At 42.9% G+C, this 26,110-nt stretch carries 22 protein-coding genes and 1 pseudogene; 10 read left to right on the top strand and 13 right to left on the bottom strand.

What is annotated here, in order from left to right:
- Positions 1 to 116: 116 nt before the first annotated feature.
- Both ACYVAA_RS14590 and ACYVAA_RS14585 read right to left on the bottom strand, forming a co-directional pair.
- Entirely contained in the window at positions 117 to 731 is a 615-nt protein-coding gene (locus ACYVAA_RS14590) for a diheme cytochrome c-553 (protein ID WP_460542976.1), read from the bottom strand.
- 232 nt (positions 732 to 963) lie between these two features.
- The gene (locus ACYVAA_RS14585; protein WP_460542974.1) at positions 964 to 1,329 is read right to left on the bottom strand and encodes a winged helix-turn-helix transcriptional regulator; all 366 of its coding nucleotides are present in this window, start codon (positions 1,327 to 1,329) and stop codon (positions 964 to 966) included.
- 138 nt (positions 1,330 to 1,467) lie between these two features.
- Between ACYVAA_RS14585 and ACYVAA_RS14580 the strand changes: the two genes are divergently transcribed.
- The 4 genes from ACYVAA_RS14580 to ACYVAA_RS14565 all read left to right on the top strand — a co-directional run bounded on the left by ACYVAA_RS14580 (position 1,468) and on the right by ACYVAA_RS14565 (position 5,346).
- Complete coding sequence (locus ACYVAA_RS14580; RefSeq protein WP_460542972.1) at positions 1,468 to 2,325, top strand: SDR family oxidoreductase; 858 nt, start codon at positions 1,468 to 1,470, stop codon at positions 2,323 to 2,325.
- A gap of 312 nt (positions 2,326 to 2,637) precedes the next feature.
- Positions 2,638 to 3,486 (top strand): methylated-DNA--[protein]-cysteine S-methyltransferase, encoded by an 849-nt coding sequence (locus ACYVAA_RS14575; RefSeq protein ID WP_460542970.1) that lies wholly within the window; start codon positions 2,638 to 2,640, stop codon positions 3,484 to 3,486.
- 131 nt (positions 3,487 to 3,617) lie between these two features.
- Positions 3,618 to 4,229 carry an alpha-ketoglutarate-dependent dioxygenase AlkB family protein gene (locus ACYVAA_RS14570; protein WP_460542968.1) on the top strand — a complete coding sequence of 204 codons (612 nt, stop codon included), beginning with the start codon at positions 3,618 to 3,620 and terminating at the stop codon, positions 4,227 to 4,229.
- A 241-nt stretch (positions 4,230 to 4,470) separates the two neighbouring features.
- Complete coding sequence (locus ACYVAA_RS14565) at positions 4,471 to 5,346, top strand: AraC family transcriptional regulator (protein WP_460542965.1); 876 nt, start codon at positions 4,471 to 4,473, stop codon at positions 5,344 to 5,346.
- 570 nt (positions 5,347 to 5,916) lie between these two features.
- On the opposite strand, the gene ACYVAA_RS14560 is transcribed toward ACYVAA_RS14565, so the two are convergent.
- Positions 5,917 to 6,132, bottom strand: a complete 216-nt coding sequence (locus ACYVAA_RS14560) for a hypothetical protein (protein ID WP_460542963.1) — start codon at positions 6,130 to 6,132, stop codon at positions 5,917 to 5,919.
- A gap of 236 nt (positions 6,133 to 6,368) precedes the next feature.
- Positions 6,369 to 7,340, bottom strand: coding sequence for a helix-turn-helix transcriptional regulator (locus ACYVAA_RS14555; protein ID WP_460542961.1), 972 nt, complete (start codon positions 7,338 to 7,340; stop codon positions 6,369 to 6,371).
- A gap of 276 nt (positions 7,341 to 7,616) precedes the next feature.
- On the opposite strand from ACYVAA_RS14555, the gene ACYVAA_RS14550 reads away from it, so the two are divergent.
- Positions 7,617 to 8,549 (top strand): hydroxypyruvate isomerase family protein, encoded by a 933-nt coding sequence (locus ACYVAA_RS14550; RefSeq protein WP_460542959.1) that lies wholly within the window; start codon positions 7,617 to 7,619, stop codon positions 8,547 to 8,549.
- 52 nt (positions 8,550 to 8,601) lie between these two features.
- Here the strand turns inward: ACYVAA_RS14550 and ACYVAA_RS14545 are convergent, their stop codons facing one another.
- Positions 8,602 to 9,879 (bottom strand): MFS transporter, encoded by a 1,278-nt coding sequence (locus ACYVAA_RS14545; RefSeq protein ID WP_460542957.1) that lies wholly within the window; start codon positions 9,877 to 9,879, stop codon positions 8,602 to 8,604.
- 329 nt (positions 9,880 to 10,208) lie between these two features.
- Here ACYVAA_RS14545 and ACYVAA_RS14540 point away from each other — a divergent pair, with 329 nt between their 5' ends.
- Entirely contained in the window at positions 10,209 to 13,226 is a 3,018-nt protein-coding gene (locus tag ACYVAA_RS14540) for a SusC/RagA family TonB-linked outer membrane protein (RefSeq protein ID WP_460542955.1), read from the top strand.
- A gap of 28 nt (positions 13,227 to 13,254) precedes the next feature.
- The gene (locus tag ACYVAA_RS14535; RefSeq protein WP_460542953.1) at positions 13,255 to 14,931 is read left to right on the top strand and encodes a RagB/SusD family nutrient uptake outer membrane protein; all 1,677 of its coding nucleotides are present in this window, start codon (positions 13,255 to 13,257) and stop codon (positions 14,929 to 14,931) included.
- Between the two features lie 54 nt (positions 14,932 to 14,985).
- On the opposite strand, the gene ACYVAA_RS14530 is transcribed toward ACYVAA_RS14535, so the two are convergent.
- The 4 genes from ACYVAA_RS14530 to ACYVAA_RS14515 form a co-directional block, all read right to left on the bottom strand.
- Positions 14,986 to 16,002 carry a LacI family DNA-binding transcriptional regulator gene (locus tag ACYVAA_RS14530; RefSeq protein WP_460542951.1) on the bottom strand — a complete coding sequence of 339 codons (1,017 nt, stop codon included), beginning with the start codon at positions 16,000 to 16,002 and terminating at the stop codon, positions 14,986 to 14,988.
- A 102-nt stretch (positions 16,003 to 16,104) separates the two neighbouring features.
- Positions 16,105 to 16,800 (bottom strand): CPBP family glutamic-type intramembrane protease, encoded by a 696-nt coding sequence (locus ACYVAA_RS14525; protein ID WP_460542949.1) that lies wholly within the window; start codon positions 16,798 to 16,800, stop codon positions 16,105 to 16,107.
- A 63-nt stretch (positions 16,801 to 16,863) separates the two neighbouring features.
- Positions 16,864 to 16,986 (bottom strand): hypothetical protein, encoded by a 123-nt coding sequence (locus tag ACYVAA_RS14520; protein ID WP_460542947.1) that lies wholly within the window; start codon positions 16,984 to 16,986, stop codon positions 16,864 to 16,866.
- A 23-nt stretch (positions 16,987 to 17,009) separates the two neighbouring features.
- On the bottom strand, positions 17,010 to 17,165 hold the full coding sequence (locus tag ACYVAA_RS14515) for a hypothetical protein (RefSeq protein WP_460542945.1): 156 nt from the start codon (positions 17,163 to 17,165) through the stop codon (positions 17,010 to 17,012).
- 953 nt (positions 17,166 to 18,118) lie between these two features.
- Here ACYVAA_RS14515 and uxaC point away from each other — a divergent pair.
- Genes uxaC through uxuA form a run of 3 tightly spaced genes read left to right on the top strand, consistent with a single transcriptional unit; the run spans position 18,119 to position 21,639 of the window.
- A complete protein-coding gene (gene uxaC, locus ACYVAA_RS14510) occupies positions 18,119 to 19,546 on the top strand; it encodes a glucuronate isomerase (protein WP_460542943.1) in 1,428 nt (475 codons plus the stop codon).
- A 28-nt stretch (positions 19,547 to 19,574) separates the two neighbouring features.
- Positions 19,575 to 20,390, top strand: a complete 816-nt coding sequence (locus ACYVAA_RS14505) for an SDR family oxidoreductase (RefSeq protein ID WP_460542941.1) — start codon at positions 19,575 to 19,577, stop codon at positions 20,388 to 20,390.
- A 52-nt stretch (positions 20,391 to 20,442) separates the two neighbouring features.
- Positions 20,443 to 21,639, top strand: a complete 1,197-nt coding sequence (gene uxuA / locus ACYVAA_RS14500) for a mannonate dehydratase (protein WP_460542939.1) — start codon at positions 20,443 to 20,445, stop codon at positions 21,637 to 21,639.
- A gap of 17 nt (positions 21,640 to 21,656) precedes the next feature.
- Here uxuA and ACYVAA_RS14495 read toward each other — a convergent pair whose 3' ends face one another.
- From ACYVAA_RS14495 to ACYVAA_RS14480, 4 genes and pseudogenes are all read right to left on the bottom strand, one after another.
- Positions 21,657 to 22,067, bottom strand: a complete 411-nt coding sequence (locus ACYVAA_RS14495) for a DUF3574 domain-containing protein (RefSeq protein ID WP_460542937.1) — start codon at positions 22,065 to 22,067, stop codon at positions 21,657 to 21,659.
- Between the two features lie 87 nt (positions 22,068 to 22,154).
- The gene (locus ACYVAA_RS14490) at positions 22,155 to 23,180 is read right to left on the bottom strand and encodes a Gfo/Idh/MocA family protein (protein WP_460542935.1); all 1,026 of its coding nucleotides are present in this window, start codon (positions 23,178 to 23,180) and stop codon (positions 22,155 to 22,157) included.
- Positions 23,181 to 23,314: 134 nt separating this feature from the next.
- Positions 23,315 to 24,922, bottom strand: a complete 1,608-nt coding sequence (locus ACYVAA_RS14485) for a sulfatase family protein (protein ID WP_460542933.1) — start codon at positions 24,920 to 24,922, stop codon at positions 23,315 to 23,317.
- A 108-nt stretch (positions 24,923 to 25,030) separates the two neighbouring features.
- Positions 25,031 to 25,854: pseudogene (locus ACYVAA_RS14480) on the bottom strand (cyclase family protein).
- Between the last annotated feature and the right edge of the window lie 256 nt (positions 25,855 to 26,110).

Raw genomic sequence — 26,110 nt, 5'->3', positions numbered from 1 at the left:
TCCTGGTTTATGCCATATGGATATCCGCAAAGGCACCATTAGACATCAATTCTAACACCTTCTCTCACGCTTGTAGGCCTTAACGTTGATTTTCTATCGTCTATTTCATGTTCACCTCACTTACCGGCACTGGCTGGAGGAAGCGGAGCGGGCACAGCATTGTCCACTGGTTTAATACTTTTAAGATAACTGAAAATCGCTTTGATTTCCTCATCGGTATAGTGTTGGTACATCTCCCAAGGCATTGGAGGCAATATGTTTCTGGTTCCATCCAACCCTCTATATTTTCCTTCCCTAAAAACCTTGAACAACTGCTCTTCCTTCCAGTTGCCGATTCCGGATTCATGGGGTGTAAGATTGGCAGAATAAGACACTCCCCAAGGACCAACCCATTCGGTCAAATCCCAAGTGACCACCAGCCCTTTGGCTTCCATCGCTTGTCGGTCAACCTCTATACCCGGCATTTGGGCGGGATGTCCCGACAACCAAAGCGCCGAATCCAGGACAGGCCCATTAGGAGTCATTTTCTTGGGCGTATGGCAATCATTACAGCCACCTACCAAAACAAGGTGTTCTCCTAGCTTTATTTGACTTTCAAACCCATTAAAATCTTGTGATACTAACCCGGGATCCAAATCTGTGGATGTCCCCTCCATTTTCTTTTCACTACATTGAACCAAAAGAATCAGCATCGAAAAAACTGGTAGAATAAATCTCAATTGCTTTTCCATGTTATTTTAGGTTTGGTTGAAATCAATGTATACTATTGAAGTCCACTCTGATCCCTAATATCCTACCGCCCCAAACCAGAAAGGATTAGAATTACTCATATCAAATTTACTGATTTTCAATGCATTAAACCGTATTCAGCAATCATTTTTTTTACTCTAAAAGTCTCCTGAAAGCGCCAAAATCACCTACCTAAGGAAAAGAAATCCGCCCAACTAGTCCACTATTTTTCGATTAGTTCTCTCCCCTTCTATGGGCCCAAATCTCCGCCATATTATCATTGGCCCATTGGACCAAATTCCGGATGTTGGGCAATAAACTTTTTCCCAAATCGGTCAGTTCATATTCCACTTTCGGAGGGACTTGCGGATAAACAGTTCGATTGACCAGCCCATCCTCCTCTAATTTCTTGAGTGTCACCGTTAGCATCTTTTGTGATATACTTCCTATGCATTTTTGGAGTTCACTGAAGCGGAGTTTTTCGCTTTCACCTAATAATAAAAGTACTAAAATGGACCATTTGTCACCGAACCTGTCCAAGATGTTTCTGACGGGACAATTTTCCCCATTTGTATATTTTTTTAAATTTTCTTCCATCATAAAACACTGATTATCAACATCAATTACTTTCAGGTAACAGCCTTACTTCCCCGTAAGTTCTTGATCAATAGTAGAATGCCTTTTACCTTTACTTACCAAAAGTAACTAAATATACATTAGTAACAAATGAAGCTTACTATGAAAAAGACATTGATTACCGGCGCTACAGGAAGCCTTGGGAGTTTGGTGGTAAATTACCTCGCTGAGAAGGTTGCTCCGAAGGATATCGCAGTTTTAGTCAGGAATACGGAACATGAAATTGCTCAAAAATTTACCCTACAAGGAATTGATATCCGAACAGGAGACTATAATGATGTTGATAGTTTGGAAAAAGCCCTTGCAGGAATAGAAGTGCTTTATTTGGTCTCTGGAAATGATCTTGGCTCCCGATTGGAACAACATAACAACATCATTCAAGCGTCCCTTAAAAAAGGGGTCAAACACATCCTTTACACCAGCGCCGTCCGAAAAGATGAAGCTGCCGATAGCCCTTTGTTCCCGGTAGTAAATAGCCATAAATTAACAGAGGAAGCCCTCCTACAATCTGGATTGGACTATACCATCTTGCGTCATAACCTTTATGCAGAGGTCATCCCCCTATTTGTTGGTGACAAAAATAAGTTGATGGAAACCCGATCCATCTATTTGCCTACCGGGGAGGGTAAAGTCAACTTTGTTCCCAGAAAAGACCTGGCTGAAGCAGCGGCCAACATGCTAGCTAAGCCCGAAATTCATAAAAACGAAATCTACGAATTCAACGGAAGCGAAACAGTGGATTTCAAAACCGTCAGTAAATTAATTGGCAAAACAGCTGGTGTTGAAGTGAAATACACCTCTCCTGATATAAGCACTTTTGAAAGTACCCTGAAATCACTTGGATTGCCCGCTGAAATTGTAGGAATGCTTTCCATGTTTGGGCAGGGCATTTCCAAGGGTGAATTTGATCATACCTCCAGAGACCTCGAAAAATTCTTGGTAGAAAAACACAAGCCCTGAGTGAATTCTTTGAGGAAGTTTATGGTTAAGATCTTAGCATTCGCTAAATTAAATTAACCGCTTTTATAGAGCAGGCAGTTGAACATAAGGATGAAAACTGTCTGCTTTTTTTCTTTCATCCCTGCTGTATAGCCTCTATCCATGCTTTGCTCATAAGAACATCCCTTTATGAATAAGTCATTTGAAGAGCATATTGACCGATGCAAGCTTGGCAAAGTGGTGGGGAGGATGGCCTCCTTCACTACCGCAAGTTTCGGGTGGAAACTTTAAAGCTTCCTTCCTACTTTTACAAAACGAAAAAATAGGATGCCGATGAACAGTCAGGATGAGATCACTTACCGACGGGTGGAACAGGCCATCAAATATCTTCAGGAAAATTTCCAAAAACAACCCAAGCTGGAGGAAGTAGCCGAGGTAACAAGCCTGAGCCCTTATCATTTCCAAAGGGTATTTTCTGAATGGGCAGGAGTGAGTCCAAAGAAATTCCTCCAATACATCAGCATTGGCCATGCCAAAAAGGTACTCAGTAATGCAGGCAGCAGCTTAATGGAAGCCAACTTGGAAAGTGGGCTTTCGGGTACCGGAAGGCTTCATGATCTATTTATAAACATTGAGGGAATGACCCCGGGGGAGTACAAAAATGGTGGAGCTCTCCTTTCCATCAACTATCAGTTTTTCACCACCCACTTTGGGGACATCATAGTCGCATCCACAGCAAAAGGCATCTGCCATCTGGCCTTTGCCGAGAATAGAGAAGAAGCCTTGCTCCTACTTCAGGCTCAGTTTCCTAAAGCGGCATTTTGTCAAAAGTGCGATCAGTTTCATATAAATGCGGTGAGGATTTTTGACCGGGATTGGAACCAGCTGGACCAGGTGAAGTTGCATTTAAAAGGGACTGATTTCCAGTTAAAAGTATGGGAATGCCTGCTCAAAATCCCAATGGGAAAGCTCACTACCTATGGTCATATTGCCCATCACATCAAAAAGCCAAAGGCTTCCAGGGCAGTTGGGACGGCCATCGGCAGCAATCCCGTAGCCTTTCTGATTCCCTGCCACAGGGTGATCCAGTCGAGTGGCCTGATTGGAGGTTATATGTGGGGGCCTACCCGAAAAAAAGCAATGATTGGGTGGGAAGCGGCTTACAAAGACGCTGGACATTAAGCACAATATATAGTCTTAAGTATTGAGTATGGAGTATTGAGTATTTGGTAGAGGGGAATGTTCGCACTTCGTACTTCAAACTTCCTACTTCGTACTTCAAACTTCCCACTTCAAACTCCGTACTTCTACACATGGATCTTTTTAAACAAGACAGACTGCAAAACCTACTCCCTTTTGATGGCGTGGTCCATTATTACGGGAAAATACTGAATGAAGAACGATCCCAGTATTTTTTTGATCAACTAATGGAAAACATAGAATGGAGGCATGATGAGGCAGTGATCTATGGAAAGCATTATACCACCAAAAGAAAAGTAGCTTGGTATGGGGACAGGGCATTTGAATACACCTACTCCAACACCACCAAGCGGGCATTGCCCTGGACAGATGAGCTTAAGCAATTAAAAACATGGGTTGAACAAATATCCGGGAATAGTTTTAACTCATGCCTGCTCAACCTCTATCACGATGGCAATGAGGGAATGGCCTGGCACAGCGATGGGGAAAAGATGCTGGGGGATGATCCCATCGTCACCTCCCTGAGTTTTGGAGCAGAAAGAAAATTTTCTTTTAAGCATAAAAAAACCAAACAAAAGGTGGACTTAATACTCGAAAACGGGAGTTTGCTGCTGATGCGCGAAGGTTGCCAAAAAAACTGGCTTCACCGTCTTCCTCCAACTAAAAAAGTCAACAGACCTCGAATCAGCCTGACATTCCGAACCATCCTCGAAGCTGGGGATTAGGTGATTAAGTTATTGGGAAATCGGGTGATCAAGTCGTCTAATTTCTATTGAAACAAAAGAAAAACCGGAGAGGTTTTCATATCACCTAATGTCTTTTTTGGACTGTATCTTTCAGGTAGCTTTGAGCTTTCCTTCTTACTAGATCAAGGTAACAAGATAGAATTAATCCCAATTGCCTAAAGGCTTGATCATATTATCAGGTGATTTACTAATTTAGCCTACCTAAAAGATTGTACTCAATATGGAAAAAAGCCCACTTCCCGTTTACAGAATTCAGGATTTTGACGATGCCAAGACCAGGGAATTGGATTTTTATTACTCAAAGTTCTCCCGGCACCTTGTCAAACACCAGTTCATCCAACAGCCCCACAAGCATGACTTCTATATTGTTTTGCTTCTTACCCAGGGAACGGGAAGCCATACCATTGATTTCACCACCTACACCGTAGGCCCTGGAAGTGTTTTCTTTTTAAGCCCCGGGCAAGTGCACTGTTGGGAGCTTTCCAAGGACAGTGAAGGTCACATATTGTTTTTCAGTAAAGCCTTTTATGTGGAATATTTCTCCCCTAAAAAACTCTGGACCTATTCCTTTTTCAATTCTTCCAGAAACCCGCCCTTTATGCAGCTGAATGAGCAGGAAGCTATTTCCATCGAAAAAGGTTTCAAATCCATAAAGGATGCCTGTCTGGAGGAGTCATGGATGAAAAATGACCTGATAAGAAACCATACCGACAGTCTACTGATCCAACTTCACCGCAATTACCTTGAGGCAGATCAGGTGAAGGTAAACGGCTCACCCGACCAGGCTGCCATGCAAAAGTTGGAAAGACTGATAGAGAAGCACCTGACCGAACACCAACCTGTCAGTTTTTACGCTGAAAAAATGAAGCTTAGCCAGCGACAGCTTAGCGACCTTTGCAAAAGGACCCAAAAGTCGGCCTTTACTGAAATCGTCAGGGAAAGATTGGTATTGGAAGCCAAAAGGCTATTGACCCATTCGGAATTGACCATTGGTGAACTTGCCGCGGAATTAGGCTTTATGGACCACTCCTATTTTATCCGGTTCTTCAAAAAGAACACTGGAATGACTCCCGAACAGTTCAGAAAACAGCTGTAAGAAGATGCCTTATACTTTTCTTCTCCGTGTCTTTTCCTGCTTGTAGATTTATCCCTCAATCGTTTTTTCATGCCTTCACTTATCAACTGGAACTGGTATTCAGAACATTTATTGAAGAGCGCAAATAGAAAAAAGATGGAGCCAATGGCCCCACCTTTTCCGCGAAAACATATGTCAAATCAAGTTACCTTTAGCTAATTCCTTTTCCGTATATCGGTTTCCCTTCCCTCAGTCAGCAGTAATCTCCAATCATCCCGAATACCCTTAAGCGTTATGATCCCCGGGACTAAGCCCGGGGCATCAAAAACAACTCTAAAAAAATTAAGAGACAATCAATAAAAATACCTTCGTGTATCATATATAAGAGCGAATAAGTGATGAAAAAAGCTCGATCCCCACCGGCTAATTAGCTGCTTTGTATCCAACTTTTAGCCCCTAATTGCTTTCTTCAATAACTTAACAACACAAAAATACATCTATTTAGATTTAATCCAAATAAATAAGAATTGATAATAACTATGAGATTCTGAAACCAATAAAGGATTCATCAGTAACTATTAGAAGTTTATTTTAATCCCCCAGCTCCTCGCAAAAATAGCCGGATCCTTCCACTGCCAGGGTGATGTCTTCCACCCTCCTTTCCTCAGTAACTACCCTTAGGATTCTGTCACAATCTTCCAAGTCAAAATTCCATGATCCCTCCCCCTCCAAAAGCCTGTCCAATATAGGGGCTACTTTGTTGATCTCAGCCTCATTTTCTACCGAAGTTTTAAATACCAAAACCATTATTTAAATCGAGTTAGGAGTCTCCAAATAATTCATTTCTAATTGAACTTATCTTACAGATAGCCTATTTCACAATCTTTCTCCAGAATTGCACCCAAAGCCACTGCTTTCCCTACGGCTAAAGCCCAAAAAGCGCTACAATTTCCCGGAGAAAAGCCCCTCTGAACATCTCACGGATGTCTTTTGTGCTTTTTCGACATTATCCAGGACAAATTAAATCTTCCCCACTGTCAACCCTATGTCAGCAGCTGTACATTTTTTTTCAGTCTTTTAAGCTTTTCTTTAAGCTTGATCATGGCTTTCTCCTTCATCTCCTCTGGCGAAATGATGTCGGCGTATTCTGCAAACATAAAATACCACCTAAGGAAATCATCTTCATAAGGCAGCATAAACGTCATTTCCACTTTATTTTCATCATCCACTTCCGATTGATAGACCAACCCATAGTCGTATTTATCCTGACCGAGATAAGGAACCACCTCCTTATCCACTTGGATGACTATTTTGGTCAGCTCATTTTTGTTTTCCAACTCCTTCAGATAGGTATGTAAAGTGGGGTGTTTATCCCTGAAGTGAATCCCGGTTGCACAGATTTCCCCTATCCTATCTATTCTAAACGTTCGATAAGCTTTCCTCAACCTACAATACGCTATCATATACCACTGGTCAAAGTAATAATAGATCCCAACAGGTTCTACTTCTCTGGTCGAACTTTCACTTCCTGCTTTGCTGTACTCCATCTTCAAGACCTCCTTCTTGGCAACACCTGTCAGGATGCTGGGGATGGTTTTGGGCCTATTGGCCTCCTGAAGACTATTGGGCCGCTTTCTTACTGCAATCAAGGACTCCACCTGATCATAAATGTCCTTTTCCCCACTTTTCAGTACCGACCGGATCTTGTACATCGCTTCCTTAAAACTTGCGGCACTTTCTCTATCAGTCATCTTCTCCACCATCTTTTCTGCCAATACAAATGCCATCGCTTCCTCTTGGGTAAACATGACCGGTGGCAACCGGTAACCTTCCACGAGGGAATAACCCGAACCTGCTTCCCCGATGATGGGAACACCAGCCTCTTCCAAGGCCCGGATGTCCCGGTATACCGTCCGCAAACTGATGTCAAAACGGTCTGCAATCTGTTGGGCCTTTACCAATCTTTTACTTTGTAAATGGGTCAATATCGCCGTAAGCCGGTCTATCCTGTTCATGAACCTATCATGTTTTATGCTGCTTATTTAAATGTAGCACTTTTTGAACCCATCTGCTTTATTCTCCCTGGTAAATCAAAGAAAATGACAAAAGTTGTCCCATTAATTGGATATTCCTTTGGTAATCCCCGCTGGCCGTTTGTCGAAAAAACCACCAATTAACCTTTCATTTCCTTTGGCAATAGTTACTTTCATTCCTATATTAGACGGCTTTTGTTAAGTTGACAAAATCCAACAATAACCATTAATTATTCTGTGATAACTACATTTTGAAAAATGAAAAACCTCATCAACCCTAGAAGGAATTTTCTGAAAAATGCAGCCCTGGGCGGAGCCTTGGCGACCCTTTCCGGAGGAACCTCTTTAGCCAAAAACATGGCCCAAACCAACCCCAAAAGAGCCTTCAACCTCAAATACGCACCTCATTTCGGCATGTTTAAAAACCATGCGGGGGATGATTATGTCGACCAGATCAACTTCATGGCCGAACAGGGCTTCCCCGCATTGGAAGACAATGGTCTGATGAAAAGATCCCTGGAAGACCAAAAGCGCATTGGCGCTGCCTTGGAAAAAAACGGCATGACCATGGGAGTATTTGTTATTGATCCGGGATTCAACTGGAAAGTAGCCTTGACCACTGGAAAGGAAGAGTACAAAGACGCCTTTGTCAAAGAATGTGAAAAGGCAGCCGAGTTGGCCAAAATCGTCAATGCCAAGTGGATGACCGTGGTACCGGGCTATTTTGAAAGGAGGCTGCCTCTGGATCAACAGACTTCCAATGTCATCGATGCTTACCGCAGAGGTGCAGAGGTGCTGGAGGCACACGGACTGACCATGGTCATGGAACCGCTCAGCGATAACCCTGACCTGTACCTAAGACACTCCAACCAAGCTTATATGATCTGTAAAGCAGTACAAAGCCCCGCAGTAAAAATCCTTTATGACATCTACCATATGCAGCGGAATGAAGGAGACCTGATCAAAAACATGGAACTCTGTTGGGATGAAATCGCCTATATTCAAATCGGTGACAACCCGGGCAGAAAAGAACCCGGCACCGGGGAGATCAATTATCAGAATGTCTTCAAGTGGATAGACAACAAAGGCTTCCAGGGCATATGCGGAATGGAGCACGGCAATGCAGCCCCCGGCAAAGAGGGTGAACAAGCCCTGATCAATGCTTACCATAAAGCAGATGCCTTTAAGTAAGAATAACTGCAAATAAACACTAAGAAAATCCCGGCCTTTCGACCGGGATTTTTCAGTTAACGTTCCTTATCTCCCTATTGGCCCCAATTTTAGGAATAAGCAAATGAATGATTCCAAGTGCCAAGAGATAAGAAACAGATGCTATCATAAATATGGGCAAATACCCCCATTGCACCAAAATCAATCCCGCCAGCGCTGCAAAAATGGCTCCTCCAATTGCTCCGATCATTCCTGCCAATCCCACTACGGATCCTACCACCTTTTTGGGAAAAATATCCGAGGATAAAGTTAAGATATTGGCTGACCAACCCTGATGAGCTGCGGCGGCCAGTGCGATCAAAATCATGGCCACATATAAATTGGATACTTTGGCAGCTAACATTAAAGGGACTACCAATAATGCACAGATAAGCAAAGTAGTCTTTCTGCTCCTGTTTAATGACCAACCCAAATGGATAAATTTGCCCGAAAGCCACCCAAAGAATACACTCCCCAAATCAGACGTGAAATAAATAAATATAAAAGGCAAGGCAAGTCCGGTCAAATCCAATTTTTGATCCAAAGCTTCATTACTGTTAAAAAAATCAGGAAGCCATGTCAAATAAAACCACCATATAGGATCTGTAAGGAACTTCCCCACGGCTATGGCCCAAGCTCCGCGCTCCTTTAAAAGGCTTTTCCATGGCACATTGACTTGGTCATGCACCTCTTCCCCATCAGATTGAATATGGTCCAACTCTTTCCTTCCCAGTTTTGGATGGTCAGCCGGAGGTTTATAAATTGACCACCAGCACCCCAATAATAGTATTCCTAAAACCCCGGTACACAAAAAAGACCATCTCCACCCCAAATGGATAATCAATTGGGGAACCAATAGAGCAGTCGCCATGATTCCTACATTTGCACCCGCATTATAAATGCCTGTTGCAAACGACCTTTCTTTCTTGGGAAACCACTCGGCAATGGTCTTGATTGCCGCAGGAAAGTTGGCTGACTCACCAAAGCCAAATATAAAACGGACAATACTTAGTACCCTAAAATTATTCACCAATGCTACAACCATTCCTGCCATACTCCAGATCATAATGGCCAGACTGTAACCTTTCTTTACCTTGACCTTATCGATCAAATACCCCATCAAAACAAACCCCATGGCATAGGCTAGTTTAAAACTTGCATCTACATATCCCATTCGAATCTTAAAGCGATCTATTAACCCGACCGTCAATTCTTCATCAGAGGAAAGTCCAAGCATAGCTTTTCTAAAGCCATCATCGATCATGGTAAAGGAAAGTATGTTCCTATCAATGTACTTAATACCAGTAGCCATAAAAAGCAGAGCTACAATAGTCCATCTATATCTCCCAATAGTGCTATTTACACGAATTACCGACACGATCTATCTTAAGCAAATGTTTAAAACACATTATTCATTATCCCATTTAACACCCAATAATATCCATTTTATACCGCTCATTTAAGAAATGTAAAAATTTTAATCACGAAAACGATTCCGTAATTAAATAATTATAAAAACTTGAATAGATACAATTAGATCTCTAATTTAAAAATCGTTTCCTGTCATTGAGACTTATTTTTTTACAGGACATACCCAAAATTATAGGCCCTATTAAATGATTAACAATAAACCAAAAAACCATGCAAACCAAAATTTACCCCAGATTAGGGATAGTGCTATTCCTATTATTTATGTGTGTTCCACTATTTGCTCAAAACCTTAAAATAAGCGGAACCATTACAGATGAAATAGGCCAACCCATCCCAGGGGCAGCAGTCCTGGTAAAAGGCACCTCAAACGGGACAGCGGCTGACCTTGACGGCAAATATATGCTGTCCGTGCCTTCGGGGAGTACGCTTCAGTTCTCTTTTATTGGATACCAAACCAAAGATGTTCAAGTAACCAATCAAACTATCATCGATGTTTCTCTGGAACCCGACATGTCGGACTTGGAAGAGGTCGTAGTTGTCGGCTATGGAACAGTAAAAAAAAGCCAGTTGACCGGAGCAATTTCATCGGTAGGCTCCAAAGAAATAGCCGAGCAGCCCATAACTGATGCCAGACAGGCTTTACAAGGACGGACATCGGGGGTGGACGTAACCGCTCCCGGAAGTAAGCCCGGAGCAGCCCCCCAGGTAAGGATCAGAGGGAGAAGATCCTTTAATGCCAGCAACGACCCCTTGTTTGTGGTGGACGGCATCCCTATAGCGGGAGGAATCAACGACATCAACCCAAACGACATTACATCCATGGAAGTGTTAAAAGATGCCTCAGCCACGGCCATTTACGGTTCCAGAGGGGCTAATGGAGTGGTTCTTGTAACCACCAAAAGAGGAACTACCGGCAAAACAGTAGTATCTGTTGATTCTTATTATGGGTTCAATAATGCACTTGGTACCATAGATGTCTTTGACGGGCCAGAATTTGCCGAATACAAAAGAGAATCCAGAAGATCCACCGGCAATTACCCTGACGGACCGGCCACTGCTGAAGCGGACGAAGCATTATTCGAACCGGTGGAGCTTGAAGGCATAGCTATGGGAAGGACTTCAGATTATGTGGGGGCATTGCTTAGGACCGGCACCATACAAAGCCACCAATTAGGTGTGTCAGGCGGGAGTGATAAAACCCAATTCTTCGTTTCAGGTAATTATTTCCAGGACAAAGGAGTGGTCAAAAACCAAGATTTCACCCGGTATAATTTCCGAGCCAATATAGACCATAAAATCAATGACAAAATCCGTTTTGGAACTTCCACGCTGGTATCATTCAGTGAACGCAATGGGGAGAACTTTAATCCTATTGGCGGTGCTATGCAGGAAAACCCACTAGGCAAACCCTACGATGAGGAAGGCAATTTGATTTTCCTACCCACCACAGATGGGCTCCGTACCAATCCATTGGCTGAAATTGTCCCTGGGGCTAACGTCGATTTAACAAAAAGATACCGGGTATTCAACAGTATTTTCGGAGAATGGAATATTGCCAAAGGCCTTACCTATCGCGTTAACTTTGGTCCTGATATTACCATAACGAGAAATGGCCGCTTTACGGGATCTATGACCAATGCAAGACGGGGAGGTAGCCCAACAGGTAGTATTTATGAAAGTTTCCGCTTTAATTACACTCTTGAAAACATCGTAACCTATACTAAACAACTGAACGATGTGCACGACTTTAAATTCACCGGGCTTCAGTCTATCCAAAATGATAATTTTGAAGAAACAAACATAGGGGTTTTGGGGATTCCTGATGCTTCACAGTTGTTTCACCGTTTGGGAGATGCCAATCAAATCACTTCCGCCAATACCAATTTGACCGAGTGGACTTTATTGTCCTATATGGGCAGGCTAAACTATAGCTATAGTGGCAAGTACCTTTTGACAGCCACCATGAGAGCGGATGGATCTTCCAAATTCGGTAAAAACAACAGGTTCAGCTACTTCCCTTCTGTTGCATTGGGCTGGAACATATCTGATGAACCATTTTTCAAATCCTTGGAAACTTTGGACCAATTAAAACTAAGAGTTAGCTACGGTTCCATTGGAAACCAAGCCATCGACCCTTATCAAACACAACCCTTATTGGGAAGAACTACTTACGCTTTTGACAATGCCCCGGCCTATGGCTACGGTCCCAACACCATAGGAAACCCTAACCTAAGGTGGGAAACCTCCACTTCCTTTAATACCGGAATGGACTTTTCCCTCTTTGCCGGCAGAATCAATGGTAGCTTGGAGTATTACATTACCAATACCGAAGACCTTTTGGCTCCCCAGCCATTGCCCAATTCCACCGGCTTTGGAGGTTTTACCACCAATATCGGCAAGACCCAGAACCGAGGTGTGGAACTTACCTTATCCAGTGTCAATATCGACAATTCAGTTTTCTCCTGGTCCACCGACTTCATCTTCAACAGGAACCGTGAGGAGATCATAGAATTGCCTAATGGTGATGATATCTCTGCGGGACGATTTGTCGGAGAAGCTCTGACCGTCTTCTATGACTATAAAAAAATAGGTATATGGCAATTGGACGAACTCGATGAGGCCAACTCCTATGGCGATAACCCAGGGGAAATCCATGTTGAAGACATCAATAACGACGGAAAAATCAATGCTGATGACCGTCAGATCTTAGGGTCTGCTGTTCCCGACTTTGTCTTAGGGATCACCAATAGGTTTAATTATAAAAACGTTGACTTGTCCTTCTTTATTTATGGAAGGTTTGGTTCCATGATCCGAAGCAGGTTCCACGACCAATTCAATGGTCTTTACGGAAGGTATAACAACCTTGCTGTGGACTATTGGACCCCGAACAACCCTACTAACCAATATCCAAGACCGAACCAAAATCAGGAAAGCCCAAAATACGCTTCATCAATGTCCTATTTTGACGGAACTTTCATCAAAGTGAGAAACATCAATATAGGTTATAATTTCCCCAGTGGATTGGCTTCCAAAATCGGAATGAGCAGCCTGAGGGTTTACAGCAGCATCCAGCAGCCATTTATCTTTTCCGAATACAGAAGTAAGCATAAAGGTATAGACCCTGAAGTATTTATCGATGGAGATCAAGGAGTTGGTGGTGGCGAAGTCAATGCAAATATTGCTCCTGCTGTGACTTCATTTACTTTTGGCATCAATGCTAAATTCTAAAACCTTTGAACCTTTAAATCCCAATACCATGAGAATTAATCATCTAAAAAATAAATTTGCCCAATTTCTGGCCCTGGGAATCATCAGTGCTTCTCTATCTGCCCTACCTTCCTGTGAGGGAGTGCTGGAAGAAGAGGTTATTTCTAAAATCGGTACAGGCTATATCAACACTCCCAATGGACTCAATGACGGAGTTAATGCTGCCTACAGTTCTTTCCGCTCATTTTACGGAACAGAACGGGGCAATAACCTGACCATATTCGGAACGGACACCTACACCAACGGATCTGACGGAAGCTGGAAATTCATGAACTTTTACACCTCCCAGTTTGATTCCAGAAACGGGCATGTAAGAGAACTATGGAATGAATTTTATGAGGGAATCAACACCTGCAATGCAGTGATTGATAGAGCAGCGGATGTACCTGGGATGGAAGATGCTACCAAAGCGCAAAGAGTGGCGGAAGCCAAATTTATCCGGGCCCATCATTATTTTATTCTCACCCAGCTCTTTGGAGGTGTGGACTTGCAACTTTCAGAATCTGTCATCCCCAGCAAGGAGGTCAGCAGGGCCTCAATCCCTGCGATGTACGCTGCCATCATTAGTGATTTGGAAGAGGCTATTCCGGATCTGGAAGCTTCCGCAAGATCAACTGATTACGGTCGGGCAACGAGACCGGCCGCAGAGCATCTTTTGGGACAGGTATTCCTCACCAAGGGGTATTCGGAAGCCAAAGAGACCGGAGATTTTGCCAAAGCTGAAACTTATTTCCAAAAAGTCATTGACGATTATGGTTTTCAATTATTGCCTGACTTTGAAGACGTCTATCGCTTTGGCAATGAAATGAACGATGAAGTGATTTTCTCTATCCAGTATACCAGAGATCCATTGACCAATGGAGGAGGAAATAATGCCCACCTCTATTTCCTTATGGAATATGATGTACAACCCGGTATGCAAAGGGATGTGGACAATGGGCGTCCTTGGAAAAGATATAAGCCCACCCAATATACGCTAGATCAAATCTTCACCGACCGGGACATCGACAGTAGGTATAACAAATCATTCGTCCATACCTTTAAATCCAATAAACCCGGCACATACAACACCACATTTGATCAATCAAAAAGCTCCGTAACGTTCTCAGAAGGTGATACGGCCATTTATTTGCCCGGATATGAAATGAGCGAAGCAGAAAGGGCCACCAAACCTTATCAGGTCCTTACTCCTAGCCTATATACCGATAAGCTTTATCCTACCCTGAAAAAACATTTAGATCCGGGAAGGGCTGACAAAACCCAAGCTGCGGGCGGTCGTGATTATGTTGTCTTCAGGCTGGCAGACACCTACCTACTATTGGCAGAAGCTCAAATGAAGCAAAATAAAATGGCAGAAGCCACGGCTACCATTAACACCATTCGTCAAAGAGCTGCCTGGCCAGGAATGGAATCGGCAATGCTGGTCACCCCTGCCCAGCTGGACATGGATTTCCTTGCTGAGGAAAGGGCCAGAGAATTATTGGGAGAACAAAAAAGATGGTTTGACCTTACCAGATGGGGAGTACTTATCGATAGGGTAAAAATGTATAACCCCGATGGAGCTCCTAATATCAAAGAATTCCATGCTTTAAGGCCTATTCCCCAAAACCAGATTGACAGAGTTGAAGGAGAAAGCGAAGCCTTCCCTCAAAACCCAGGTTATTAATTGATAAAATGTATTGTAAAAACGGCTGTTCAAATTCTTGAACAGCCGTTTATTTTATTTCATCGAAGATTTTCTGATATGCAGGGAAGAAGGCAACACAATTACCTCATCGGTAAAGTCGGGGGTGTTTTTCTTCGTCAGTTTTTTCATCAGCAAACTGGCCGCCTGGCGGCCAAACTCATGGGTCGGCTGGGCAATGGTGGTCAAACTGGGATTCAGCAAATCCGCTATTTTCATATTGGAAAAACTCACCACTTTCAATTCCTTGGGAATCTTTAAATCAAGATCATTGGCCACGTAATAGGTCGAAATGGCCAGCTTTTCCACAGCCGCCAGTATCCCATCGGGTTTGTCTTTGCCTGAAAGAAAGGCCTTGATAATCCCATGATTCTCCTTATCGGAATTTTCACACTTTAGAATCAAGGATTCATCCTGTTCCATATTATTGGCTTTCAACGCATCCTCATATCCCCTCAACCGTTGTTGGCTGATGGATATTTCCCTGGACAAAAACAAAAAGGCGATCCTTTTGCAACCTTGTTTGATTAAATGACTGGTGGCTTCATAAACACTCTCATAACCGTTGGTCACGAATTTGGTCGTGGGAATACTCTCGCAAATTCGGTCAAAGAAAATAATGGGAATACCTTTTTGGTGAACGGCATCCAAATGCTCGGTCTCTTTGGTTTGATGTGAGACAGACATCATGATCCCATCTACCCGGCCATTGAGCAAATGGGAAACGATTTCCTTTTCTTTCTCCAGGTTTTCATGGGTATGGTAGACCAACAAATGATAACCAAACTGCTGGGTAATCTCCTCTACCCCCTCAATCACCTGAGCAAAAAAATTGTTGACCAAATCAGGAATAATCATGGCAATGGTCTTACTGCGATGCTCCCGCAGACTTCTCGCGAAGGGATTGGGCTGATAATTCATCTTTTTGGCCATCTCCAGCACCCTTTTCTTGGTCTTCTCACTGATCTCATGGCTGTCATTGAGTGCCCTCGAAACGGTGGAGGGAGCCAAATTAAGCGCTTCAGTAAGCTTTTTGATGTTTACTCCATTCATAAAACAATACTCGGCAGATTTTTTCGGATATCAAATTTAATCTATTTCGCCAATTCCTCTTTATCCTGATATATTAAAGCTATACAGTGAAGCTCTTTCTGTTTAGCTTGAAGATAAAGTAAATATTAGTGCAGGAAAGAGATTGACCATACCGTGGAATAGCATGGCTTTTCCGAGGCTAAATTCACATCTAAGATAACTCAGGATCAGTCCCAATAGTATCTGTGGTAATAAAATAACCGGAAACAGCAGGTAATGATGGAGAGCATCCAATCTCAAATTGCCTACATGGACCAAGCCAAAAATCACGATCGAATAAAATAGCAGGTAGTTTCGGTGAGTTCCTTTAGGTACCAATAGGCCAAATTTATCAACGACTTTAACCGTCACCACCGTGATAATTAAACAAGCAGAGATAATCAAAATACTATCTTTGTCCAAGGTGTATTTCCCATGACCACTCAAATGGTTTATGAAAAAGAAGCTAATAAAGAAAGTAGACAGCAATACATTTCTCTTAGTAGGCACGAGTATTAGTCTAAAAACCAACTCCTCTACTATAGGGACAATAACAACTCCTATCAGCAATACGTAATACCAGGATTTCCCTTCCAACCCTGCAAAAGCCCTGTGCTTTGGTATTCCCACATAAGCATCAAGCGACTTTAGGAAAATCGCATAGAGTAACACAAAGACAAAATACACCAAATACAAAGAAACGATCGTATCTGTGACATTATGTGATTTTTGTGGTACTTTGTCTTGGAGAAAGAACAGTAATTTTTTGAAATATTTCATACAAATAACTTTTGTTCTGCGAATTTTCAAATTGAAAATTCGCAGAACTTTTTAGATCTCCTCTCAGTCAAAGACCCAACCAATTGCATATCCCACATAGTAGGTCCAACGTCTACCTTTTTCAGCAGGGCAGTTTTCTGTCCCTCCGTTGATATTTACCAATTCGTGTTTATCTAACTCTTTCATTTTATGTTTTGATTTGATTACTATTAACAATTTGCTCCACTCCCAGCGTTAAATCCATCTACAAAATCATCCCAATATCTCTTGAGTTCGGTTAACATCATACCTCTCACATTTGCTCCCATCATTCCCCCATCAATCACCCTCATCTCTTCAAAACTTAATTCTGTTACATTTTCCATGATTTACATAATTTTTAATTTTCCCCGATCTTTTCTGGGCGACGGGATTTCCCTTTCACGGCCGCTTTCAGCATTAGCTAGCATGGGCTGTCCAACCGATCATGAGATTAAGATAGAAGCTTACCGTCTAAAAAATTAGACGCTAAGGAAAAACAATAATTTATTCTGGTCCAGAATTTCCCAAATTACTATGCTTAAAATTTGGATCCAACGACTGTTCTGATAACGAAGGAATAAAATAAAAATAAGACCTAAGGACTTTAACCAAGGTGTTGTGCTCGGGCTCTGACCCAGCACCGAAAAACATTGAGTCTCTGACTCAATAAGGCAAATGCTACTGTTTAATCCATCCAAAGCTTTTCAGAATTGTTAAAAAAACAAGGCAAACACACAATAAAACAGATATCCTCACTGCTTATTCGTATTTGAAAAATGACAGCTAATATTTTTTCAAATACGTGGTATTCAGTGAAGACTCCTCACGAAAATGGGCCGGCCATAGTGCGGCAAACTTCAACATCATCTCAAAGATCGCCGTGGGCCTGATCGAAAGGTGCCCTGACAAAAAAAGATCAAAGCGGCAAAGGCGCTTTAAAGCCGGACTTGAGCAGAAATTCAGGAAAAAAGTCCTAAACCTCTAAATGCGGTTGCCCTGTTATCCTGATAAAAATTCTACCCAAAAAACATATAACCATCCGGGTCTTCCCTGCTACTGTACGAAATCGATTCCGTGATTAAAGTATCATTTTTCCTTATAAAAACCACCTACAATGCCTATTATTACTTGCTGAAAACCGCTACAGCAAAGCGTGTTTTTGGCAGGATTCCCTCCGGAAAATAATGGAGTGATCAAAATTCTCCTCTCCCTAAAAAGGTTGTGGGTTAATTTATCCTGTTTTACTTCAAGCCGCCAAACATCTTTGTAAAGTGGCCACAAAAACTATAAATAACCAATGAGTAACACCTTAACTGACAGCATCCGCACTTTTATTAACGATGATTTTCTGCTAAGATCGGAAATGGCGCGTAAGCTTTACCATGATTATGCGAAAGCCATGCCCATCATTGATTACCACTGCCATCTTTCTCCAAAAGATTTGGCAGAAAACAGAAAGTTTGAAAACATCTCTCAAATTTGGTTGGCCGGCGACCACTACAAATGGAGGGCTATGCGTACTCTTGGCGTCAGTGAAAAATACATCACCGGGAATGGTACCGATCTGGAAAAATTTGAGAAGTGGGCCTTTACTGTCCCCTACACCATGCGTAATCCCCTGTACCATTGGACCCATCTGGAATTGTCAAGGTACTTTGGAATAGATGAACTGCTTTCTTCTGAAAATGCCGGAGAAGTCTATCAAGAAACCACCAAACAGTTACAAAAGGATTCACATACTACCCAAGCATTGCTTTTGGGCATGAATGTCGAAACGGTATGCACCACGGACGATCCGATAGACACGCTGGAATACCATATCAAAGCGGCTAAAGAAAATATGTCCATCGGTCTTTTCCCCACTTTTAGACCGGACAAATCATTTGCAGTAGAAGACCCGGAAGCCTATCAAAACTACTTGGATAAATTATCTGCTGCCAGTAATAGTAAAATAGATAGCCATGAAAAGCTCATGGCTGCTTTAGAAAACCGCATCAGTTTTTTCCACGAAAACGGTGGCCGTCTGGCCGATCATGGATTGGAGCAGCTTTATTATTTCCCGCTCGGCACCTATGATATCGAAGCGCTTTTCGATAAGGTAGCCGCTGGAAAGGTTCTGGATGAAAAAGAAACTGCTTACTATAAATTTGTCACCTTGATAGAGCTCTGCAGGCTTTACCATGCTAAAGGCTGGACACAGCAGTTCCATCTTGGAGCACTGAGAAACACCAACGAACGGATGTTGGACACTTTAGGTCCCGACACGGGGTTTGACTCCATTGGCGACTTTAGCCAGGCCAAGGCACTTTCGCTCTTCCTTAACGAACTCGATAAGAGCGACCAGCTTTGCAAAACCATCCTTTACAACCTCAACCCAAGGGACAATGAAGTCATGGCCACCATGACCGGCAATTTCAACGACGGCTCCATAAGGGGCAAAGTGCAGTTTGGCTCTGGCTGGTGGTTCCTCGACCAAAAAGACGGAATGGAAAAACAAATGAACACACTTTCCAATATGGGCTTGTTGAGCTGCTTTGTGGGAATGCTGACGGATTCGAGAAGCTTCCTTTCTTTCCCAAGACATGAGTACTTCCGCCGGACCCTTTGTAATCTTATTGGTCAAGATGTGGCCAATGGAGAGCTACCGTCCGACGAAAAGTGGCTGGGAAAAATGGTTCAGGACATATGTTACCACAATGCCAAAAACTACTTTAACTTCCAATAAACAAATCACATAACCACCATAAATTAACATGTCTGCACTATTTTCTGTAAAAGACAAAATTATACTGATCAGTGGCGCCACAGGAGTACTGGGCAGTCAAATCACCCAATACCTGGCCAGCGAAGGCGCTCAGGTAATTGTTTTGGGTAGGAACCAAGCCAAAGTTGATTCCCTTATTGAAGAGATCACCAAAGATGGCGGAAAAGCCCATCCATTAATTGCTGATGTGACCGATGAAGAGGCTCTAAAACAGGCAAAGCAACTTGTAGAAAAGGATTTTGGAAAAATCGATGTACTGATCAATGCCGCAGGAGGCAATATGCCCGGAGCCATTGTCACACCGGACCAAAAAATCACCGACCTGAAAATCAAAGAAGTACAAAAAGTGATGGAGCTCAACTATCTGGGCACCTTACTTCCCATCCAGGCTTTTACCCCCCTATTGCTTAAAAACCCAGCGGCAAGCATCATTAACATTTCTTCAATGGCAGCTTCAAGGCCCCTTACCAGGGTAATGGGTTATGCCTCTGCGAAGGCAGCCATTGATAACCTGACCAAGTGGCTTTCAGTGGAATATTGCCAAAAATACGGCAAAGGATTCCGTGTAAATGCCATTGCCCCGGGATTTTTCCTTACAGAACAAAACAGGGCCCTTCTGACCAATGAGGATGGCAGCCTGACCGACCGTGGCAACCAGATTATCAGCCACACCCCCATGGATCGCTTTGGCAACCCTGAAGACCTTTTCGGCGCAGTCGGTTTCCTGAGCAGTGAAGCTTCAAAATTTGTTACAGGTACCATTATTCCTGTCGATGGAGGATTCAGCGCCTTTGGAGGGGTCTGATTCCTATTTTATTTAATGATTAATTTTGGGAGATTGTATAAGCAATAATACCATGAAAGCGATAAAAAAAATGGAGCAGACCATGAGATGGTATGGCCCCAACGACCCAGTAACCTTATCCGATATCAGACAGGCCGGCGCCACGGGGGTGGTTTCTGCATTGCACCATTTAGCCAATGGGGTGGTCTGGAATCGGGAGGAAATAAAAAAGAGAAAGGACTCTATCGAAGCAGCCGGGCTGACCTGGTCTGTGGTGGAAAGTATTCCGGTACATGAAAATATCAAAACCCGTAGCGGAAACTATCAGGAGTACATCAATAACTACAAAACCTCCATCGAAAACCTCAGTGCCGAAGGAATCCATACCGTATGCTATAACTTCATGCCTGTGCTGGACTGGACCAGAACAGACCTGGCCTATGAACTGCCCAATGGAGCGAAAGCCCTTCGTTTTGAACTACAGGCCTTGGCAGCCTTTGACTTGTTTATTCTAAAACGGCCAAATGCAGCCGCTTCTTACGCTGAAGAGGTTAGGGCAAGAGCGGAGACCTACTTCAATAATATGAGTGAGGAGGCCAAGCAATTGCTGACCAATAATATCATTGCCGGACTTCCCGGAGCGGAAGAAGGTTATTCTTTGGAGGCATTTCAAAAGGTCCTGGACACCTATCAGGACATTGACGAAAAGGCCTTGGCAGAGAACCTGAGGCTGTTTCTGGAAGAAATCATTCCTGTGGCAGAAAAAAACAGGGTGTTTATGGCCATCCATCCAGATGACCCACCCTTCCCGATGTTTGGTCTGCCTCGGGTGGTCAGTACCATCAATGATGTGGAAAGGATCCTTTCGGACAATTCCAGCGACTACAATGGCATCACCTTTTGCACCGGATCGTTTGGAGTAAGGGCAGACAATGACCTGCCACAGATTATTAGGGACTGGGGTAACCACATCCACTTTATACATCTACGCAGTACCCAGAGGGATGCAGATGGAAACTTCCATGAAGCCAACCACCTAGAAGGAGATGTCCCCATGATTGAAGTGATTACAGAGCTGATAAAAATACAGGCAAGAAGGCAGAAATCATTGCCCATGCGCCCTGATCATGGCCATCAGATGTTGGATGATTTAAGAAAAACCACCAACCCCGGATACACCGGAATAGGCCGGCTAAAAGGCCTAGCCGAACTTCGGGGCTTGGAAATGGGATTGATACATGGTTTGGAAAAACTACAAAAGCAGGGTTAAAATCCCTGCTTTTTCTTTTATTGCGGATAAAAAATCACATTTGATTTGCTGTCTACCCTCAACACCGATTGCTGATCAAACAGCTCAATATAGGTTTGACTTATCTTTTCCAGTGAGTTGTCGGCCTCTTGTTTTTCAGTTTCCGGATAAACCAGAAGGATTACCCGGGATTTTTCGGAAATGGTTTGTTTGCTTACAGCATCCTGCCACTTCCCATTTGCTTGGATTACTGTAAATCCTTCAGGAAATTCAGGAGTCACATAATTTGCAACAAACTTCTTCCACTTTCTTTTGGACACCTTCCCCCCACTAGAAATGGAACTACCAAAAAACAGCTCTGTTCGGTTCCAGCTATTGCTATAATTAGTACTTTGGGAAAAACCACCAACACTTAAAAAGATTAGAATTACAACTATAAAATTTTTCATTTTTAGATTATTCTAAAACGCTTCAAAAAAAACAGAGATCAATTCCTAAAACTACAATAGGTTAGCCAACTATCAATTACGAAATACCTAAATAAATATTTCCTTTCCTTCCTTTGAACTCTTATAAATTGCCTGAATAACCCCCAATGACCGCTTTGCCTCTTCACCGGTCACCAGGGGATCCTTTCCTTCCTGAACAGCCATCACCATATCCTGAATTTGCAGTAAGTGCAACTTATGCCCAATGGCCATAGGATCTGCCGCCCCACTGCCCTTTTGATCACCGGCTTCGGCAAGATCACTTTCCTGGCCCTTTATGTTCCAAGAAACGATTTTACCTGCCTCCAAAATCACGCTCCCTTCCGTACCGTATATTTCCAATCGCTCCGGATACCCAGGATATAAGGAAGTCCCGGCGGTAATATTGCCAAGGGCACCATTTTTAAAATTGACCACAGCAGTGCCCAAATCTTCTCCTTCTATATCATAAAGGGCGGTCTTTACCTGACCGTATACCGACGATACCTCTCCCATGATATCCAAAAGCAGGTCGATGGTGTGGATTCCCTGATTGATCAAAGCTCCTCCCCCATCCCCATCTAGCGTCCCTTTCCAATGGCTGCTATTATAGTAATTTTCATCACGGAACCATTTGATATAAGCATTTCCCATCAAAAGTCTTCCCAATGCACCGTTTTTTACTGCAGCTTTGAGTTTTAAGTAACCTGCATTGAACCGGTTTTGAAAGACCACCCCTAATTTCACTTCATGGTCATGGGCCGCCTTGATCATTTGATCAGCCCTCGACAAGCTGATCTCTATGGGCTTCTCCACCAATAGATGTTTTCCCGCACTGGCAGCCTTGATGGCCGCATCCATATGACTGCCGCTGGCCGTACAGATACATACCACATCCATATCAGGTATACGCAAAAACTCATCCAAATCACTGTAAGATGTTACTTCAAATTGCTCTTGAGCAAGCGTTGCCCTAGCTTTTGAGGAACTACAAACGGCGATCAAATCTGCCGAAGGCAATTCCTTAATCGCCGCTGCATGCTGTCTTGCAATGGCCCCCGTTCCTATTATACCGAAAGTTACCTTTTTGGTCATTTGAATGTGATTCGTTGAATTCCCTAAGCTAGTAAAAATATACTGAAATGATTTTTTATAAATCTATATTGAATAACAAAAAAATCCCCTTGATTCATATCTCAAGGGGATTTTCACTTTAAAGAAACTATTTATTAAGAATTAGGAAGCACCACTTCATCGTCATACTGCTTCATCAGTTCCTCCAGCTTTTTATGCATTTCAGCTTTTACATCCGAATAGGCCGGATCATCATAGACATTGTTCATCTCTTGCGGATCTTTTTCCAGGTCATAAAGCTCCCATTCATCGACATCATAATAAAAATGGATCAGCTTGTAGCGATCGGTCCTCACCCCGTTGTGTCTTTTCACCGCATGAATGCCCGGGTACTCATAATAGTGATAGTACAAGGCATCTCTCCACTCCACCTTTTCTCCTTTGAGCAAGGGCAACATGCTTAATCCTTGCATTTCCTGAGGTATTTCCACCCCGGCTGCATCCAGCATGGTTTCTGCAAAATCCAGGTTCTGGACCAAGTCCGAATTCTTGGTTCCCGGTTTGATCACCCCAGGCCATTTGATCATAAGTGGCGTCCTAAAGGACTCTTCATACATGAACCGCTTATCAAACCAACCATGCTCCCCAAGATAAAAACCCTGATCTGAGGTATAGATGATAATGGTATTTTCAGCCAATCCGTTCTTTTCCAGATAATCCATAAGCCTCCCCACATTCTCATCCACTGATGCAATGCATCCCAGATAATCCTGCATGTAACGTTGGTATTTCCATTTGGTCAACTCATCCCCCTGCAAATTGGCCTGTTCAAACTCCTTATTGATAGGGCCATAAACTTCTTCCCAAGCGGCTCGTTGTTTCTTGCTCATTCTGTCCAAATTGCCATGGTAAGCAGATGAATACCAGTTGATGAATTCCTCATGTCCCAGCTTTTGGGCAATGTCCGGATGAATCTTACTGTCATTGGTCAAGCCCATATGTTTAGAAATCCTCATTTCCGCCTCTTTTGCTGCACTGCCTCTACCGCTATAATCATCAAATAAACTGGTAGGTTCAGGGAATTCCTTTTGGGTATATTTTCTAAAATTCTCTTCTGTCGGCAGCCACTCCCGATGCGGCGCCTTGTGTTGGTACATCAGCATAAAAGGCTTATCACTTTCTTTGGCTTGATCCAGCCAGTCAATGGCAAAATCGGTAATTAGATCCGTTACGTAGCCCGAGTCCAACACCAATCCTTCCTGTGTCCTAAACTCAGGATTATAATAATGTCCCTGGCCGGGCAATACCTTCCAATAATCAAAACCCGTGGGCTGGGTTTTCAGGTGCCACTTTCCTATCATGGCCGTCTGATAACCATTTTGTTGCAGGATTTTGGGATAGGTCACTTGGGTGCTGTCAAACCTTACCGCATTGTCCACCAAACCATTGATATGACTGTGCTTTCCCGTCAAAATCACTGCACGGCTGGGTGCACAGATGGAATTGGTCACAAAAGCCTTTTCGAAAAGCATTCCTTCCTCAGCGATTCTGTCAATGTTGGGGGTTTGAATGAGTGTGGATCCATAGGCACTGATTGCCTGATAGGCATGGTCATCGGACATGATGAAAATGATATTGGGTCTTTTTGGTGTCTCCATCACCTTCTTTTCTCCAGAGCTACAGGAAAAGCTCCCCAGAAGAAAAAGTACTATCAGGAAAAACGGTGCGGCAGACGTTTTACAAAATCTGTTGATAAGGTTCATTGATGTATTTTGTTTGAAATTTAATATTTGATAAAATTAGGCAAACAGCCCTACATTGCAAGCGTTTTTTATAATAAGCCCTTATTCATTATATCAGTGGAAAAAAAATCAAGGAACAATTGCGATGATCCTCAAAGGCCCTCCGCTCCCCCCTTCAATTTTGATCGGCAAAGCAATTACCTGAAAGCCTCTGGCAGGTAGCTTGTCCAAATTCGCAACATTTTCAAAAGCGGGGATATTATTGGTCATCAGTGCCACATGCGTCTCAAAATGGGTGGACTGTCCATAATCAATGCTGGGAGTATCAATGCCCACGGACTTGATTTTTCGGTTTTCCATCAGCCATTTGGCCGCTTCCACGGACAAACCTGGAAAATGCAGGTCTTTCACCGCTTCAGGGCCTCGGGCAGAAGTACCCAAATAGTTGCTTTTGTCCGGATAGTATTTTCCATGGCCCGACTGAAGCAAAACGATACTGTTTTCGGGAATTTGACCGTTATCCTTCTCCCAGCTTACTATATCATCCACGGATATCCTATAATCCCGATCCGCCAATCCTTTCTCTAAAACATCTATTTTGACAGCCTCACCCATCAATTGCTCCAGGGTATCTCATCTACAGAAAGGCCATTTTCTGCAAAATGGATTGGCGCATCCACATGGGTTCCTCCATGCTCGGAAGTTTCAAAGTTATTGGCCGCATAAAAATAGCCTTTTTCCGTCTGTCCATGGGCTACCTCCTCCAGTTCAAATTCCTTGGATGTCACCCAGTACACCGTTTCGTCCGAAAAGGCATAAGTCAGATCTATGATTTCACCGGACAAGGGAATCTTTTGAACTTGTCGATCAATATTATTTTCACTTTGCTCCTTTGTGGGCTCCTGGCAGGAAAAAAAGATCAGCCCAATAACAAATGGGATAAAAGGTTTCATAAAGCATTGGTTTTGGTGTTAAAAATCAATCAATTAGGAATGAATTTACTTAAACCAAATCAAATTATTTATTCCAAAATCACTTTTTCTCGCTTGGGGTATTTTAATTCACGATTTTATTTTCTGATTATCCGCATTGTTACCGCGAATGAAATTTTCCAATAATTCATTGAGTTTCTTTGAATCTATTAAAAATTAATACGATTATCCGGAATTACACCAGTAAATTTATTTCTCACAGATTCCACAGAATTTC

The sequence above is a fragment of the Echinicola sediminis genome (genome assembly GCF_054777495.1).
The sequence above is the reverse complement of the archived record's forward strand: the minus strand, read 5'-3'. Positions and strand labels throughout refer to the sequence as shown.

Coding starts and splice junctions, on each gene's coding strand:
- ACYVAA_RS14575 (WP_460542970.1), top strand. CDS start 2,638: ATGAACAGTCAGGATGAGATCACTTACCGACGGGTGGAACAGGCCATC.
- ACYVAA_RS14505 (WP_460542941.1), top strand. CDS start 19,575: ATGTCTGCACTATTTTCTGTAAAAGACAAAATTATACTGATCAGTGGC.
- ACYVAA_RS14550 (WP_460542959.1), top strand. CDS start 7,617: ATGAAAAACCTCATCAACCCTAGAAGGAATTTTCTGAAAAATGCAGCC.
- ACYVAA_RS14565 (WP_460542965.1), top strand. CDS start 4,471: ATGGAAAAAAGCCCACTTCCCGTTTACAGAATTCAGGATTTTGACGAT.
- ACYVAA_RS14485 (WP_460542933.1), bottom strand. CDS start 24,922: ATGAACCTTATCAACAGATTTTGTAAAACGTCTGCCGCACCGTTTTTC.
- ACYVAA_RS14530 (WP_460542951.1), bottom strand. CDS start 16,002: ATGAATGGAGTAAACATCAAAAAGCTTACTGAAGCGCTTAATTTGGCT.
- ACYVAA_RS14580 (WP_460542972.1), top strand. CDS start 1,468: ATGAAAAAGACATTGATTACCGGCGCTACAGGAAGCCTTGGGAGTTTG.
- uxuA (WP_460542939.1), top strand. CDS start 20,443: ATGAAAGCGATAAAAAAAATGGAGCAGACCATGAGATGGTATGGCCCC.
- ACYVAA_RS14590 (WP_460542976.1), bottom strand. CDS start 731: ATGGAAAAGCAATTGAGATTTATTCTACCAGTTTTTTCGATGCTGATT.
- ACYVAA_RS14490 (WP_460542935.1), bottom strand. CDS start 23,180: ATGACCAAAAAGGTAACTTTCGGTATAATAGGAACGGGGGCCATTGCA.
- ACYVAA_RS14555 (WP_460542961.1), bottom strand. CDS start 7,340: ATGAACAGGATAGACCGGCTTACGGCGATATTGACCCATTTACAAAGT.
- ACYVAA_RS14535 (WP_460542953.1), top strand. CDS start 13,255: ATGAGAATTAATCATCTAAAAAATAAATTTGCCCAATTTCTGGCCCTG.
- ACYVAA_RS14525 (WP_460542949.1), bottom strand. CDS start 16,800: ATGAAATATTTCAAAAAATTACTGTTCTTTCTCCAAGACAAAGTACCA.
- ACYVAA_RS14540 (WP_460542955.1), top strand. CDS start 10,209: ATGCAAACCAAAATTTACCCCAGATTAGGGATAGTGCTATTCCTATTA.
- ACYVAA_RS14570 (WP_460542968.1), top strand. CDS start 3,618: ATGGATCTTTTTAAACAAGACAGACTGCAAAACCTACTCCCTTTTGAT.
- ACYVAA_RS14560 (WP_460542963.1), bottom strand. CDS start 6,132: ATGGTTTTGGTATTTAAAACTTCGGTAGAAAATGAGGCTGAGATCAAC.
- ACYVAA_RS14585 (WP_460542974.1), bottom strand. CDS start 1,329: ATGATGGAAGAAAATTTAAAAAAATATACAAATGGGGAAAATTGTCCC.
- ACYVAA_RS14495 (WP_460542937.1), bottom strand. CDS start 22,067: ATGAAAAATTTTATAGTTGTAATTCTAATCTTTTTAAGTGTTGGTGGT.
- uxaC (WP_460542943.1), top strand. CDS start 18,119: ATGAGTAACACCTTAACTGACAGCATCCGCACTTTTATTAACGATGAT.
- ACYVAA_RS14520 (WP_460542947.1), bottom strand. CDS start 16,986: ATGAAAGAGTTAGATAAACACGAATTGGTAAATATCAACGGAGGGACA.
- ACYVAA_RS14515 (WP_460542945.1), bottom strand. CDS start 17,165: ATGGAAAATGTAACAGAATTAAGTTTTGAAGAGATGAGGGTGATTGAT.
- ACYVAA_RS14545 (WP_460542957.1), bottom strand. CDS start 9,879: ATGGCTACTGGTATTAAGTACATTGATAGGAACATACTTTCCTTTACC.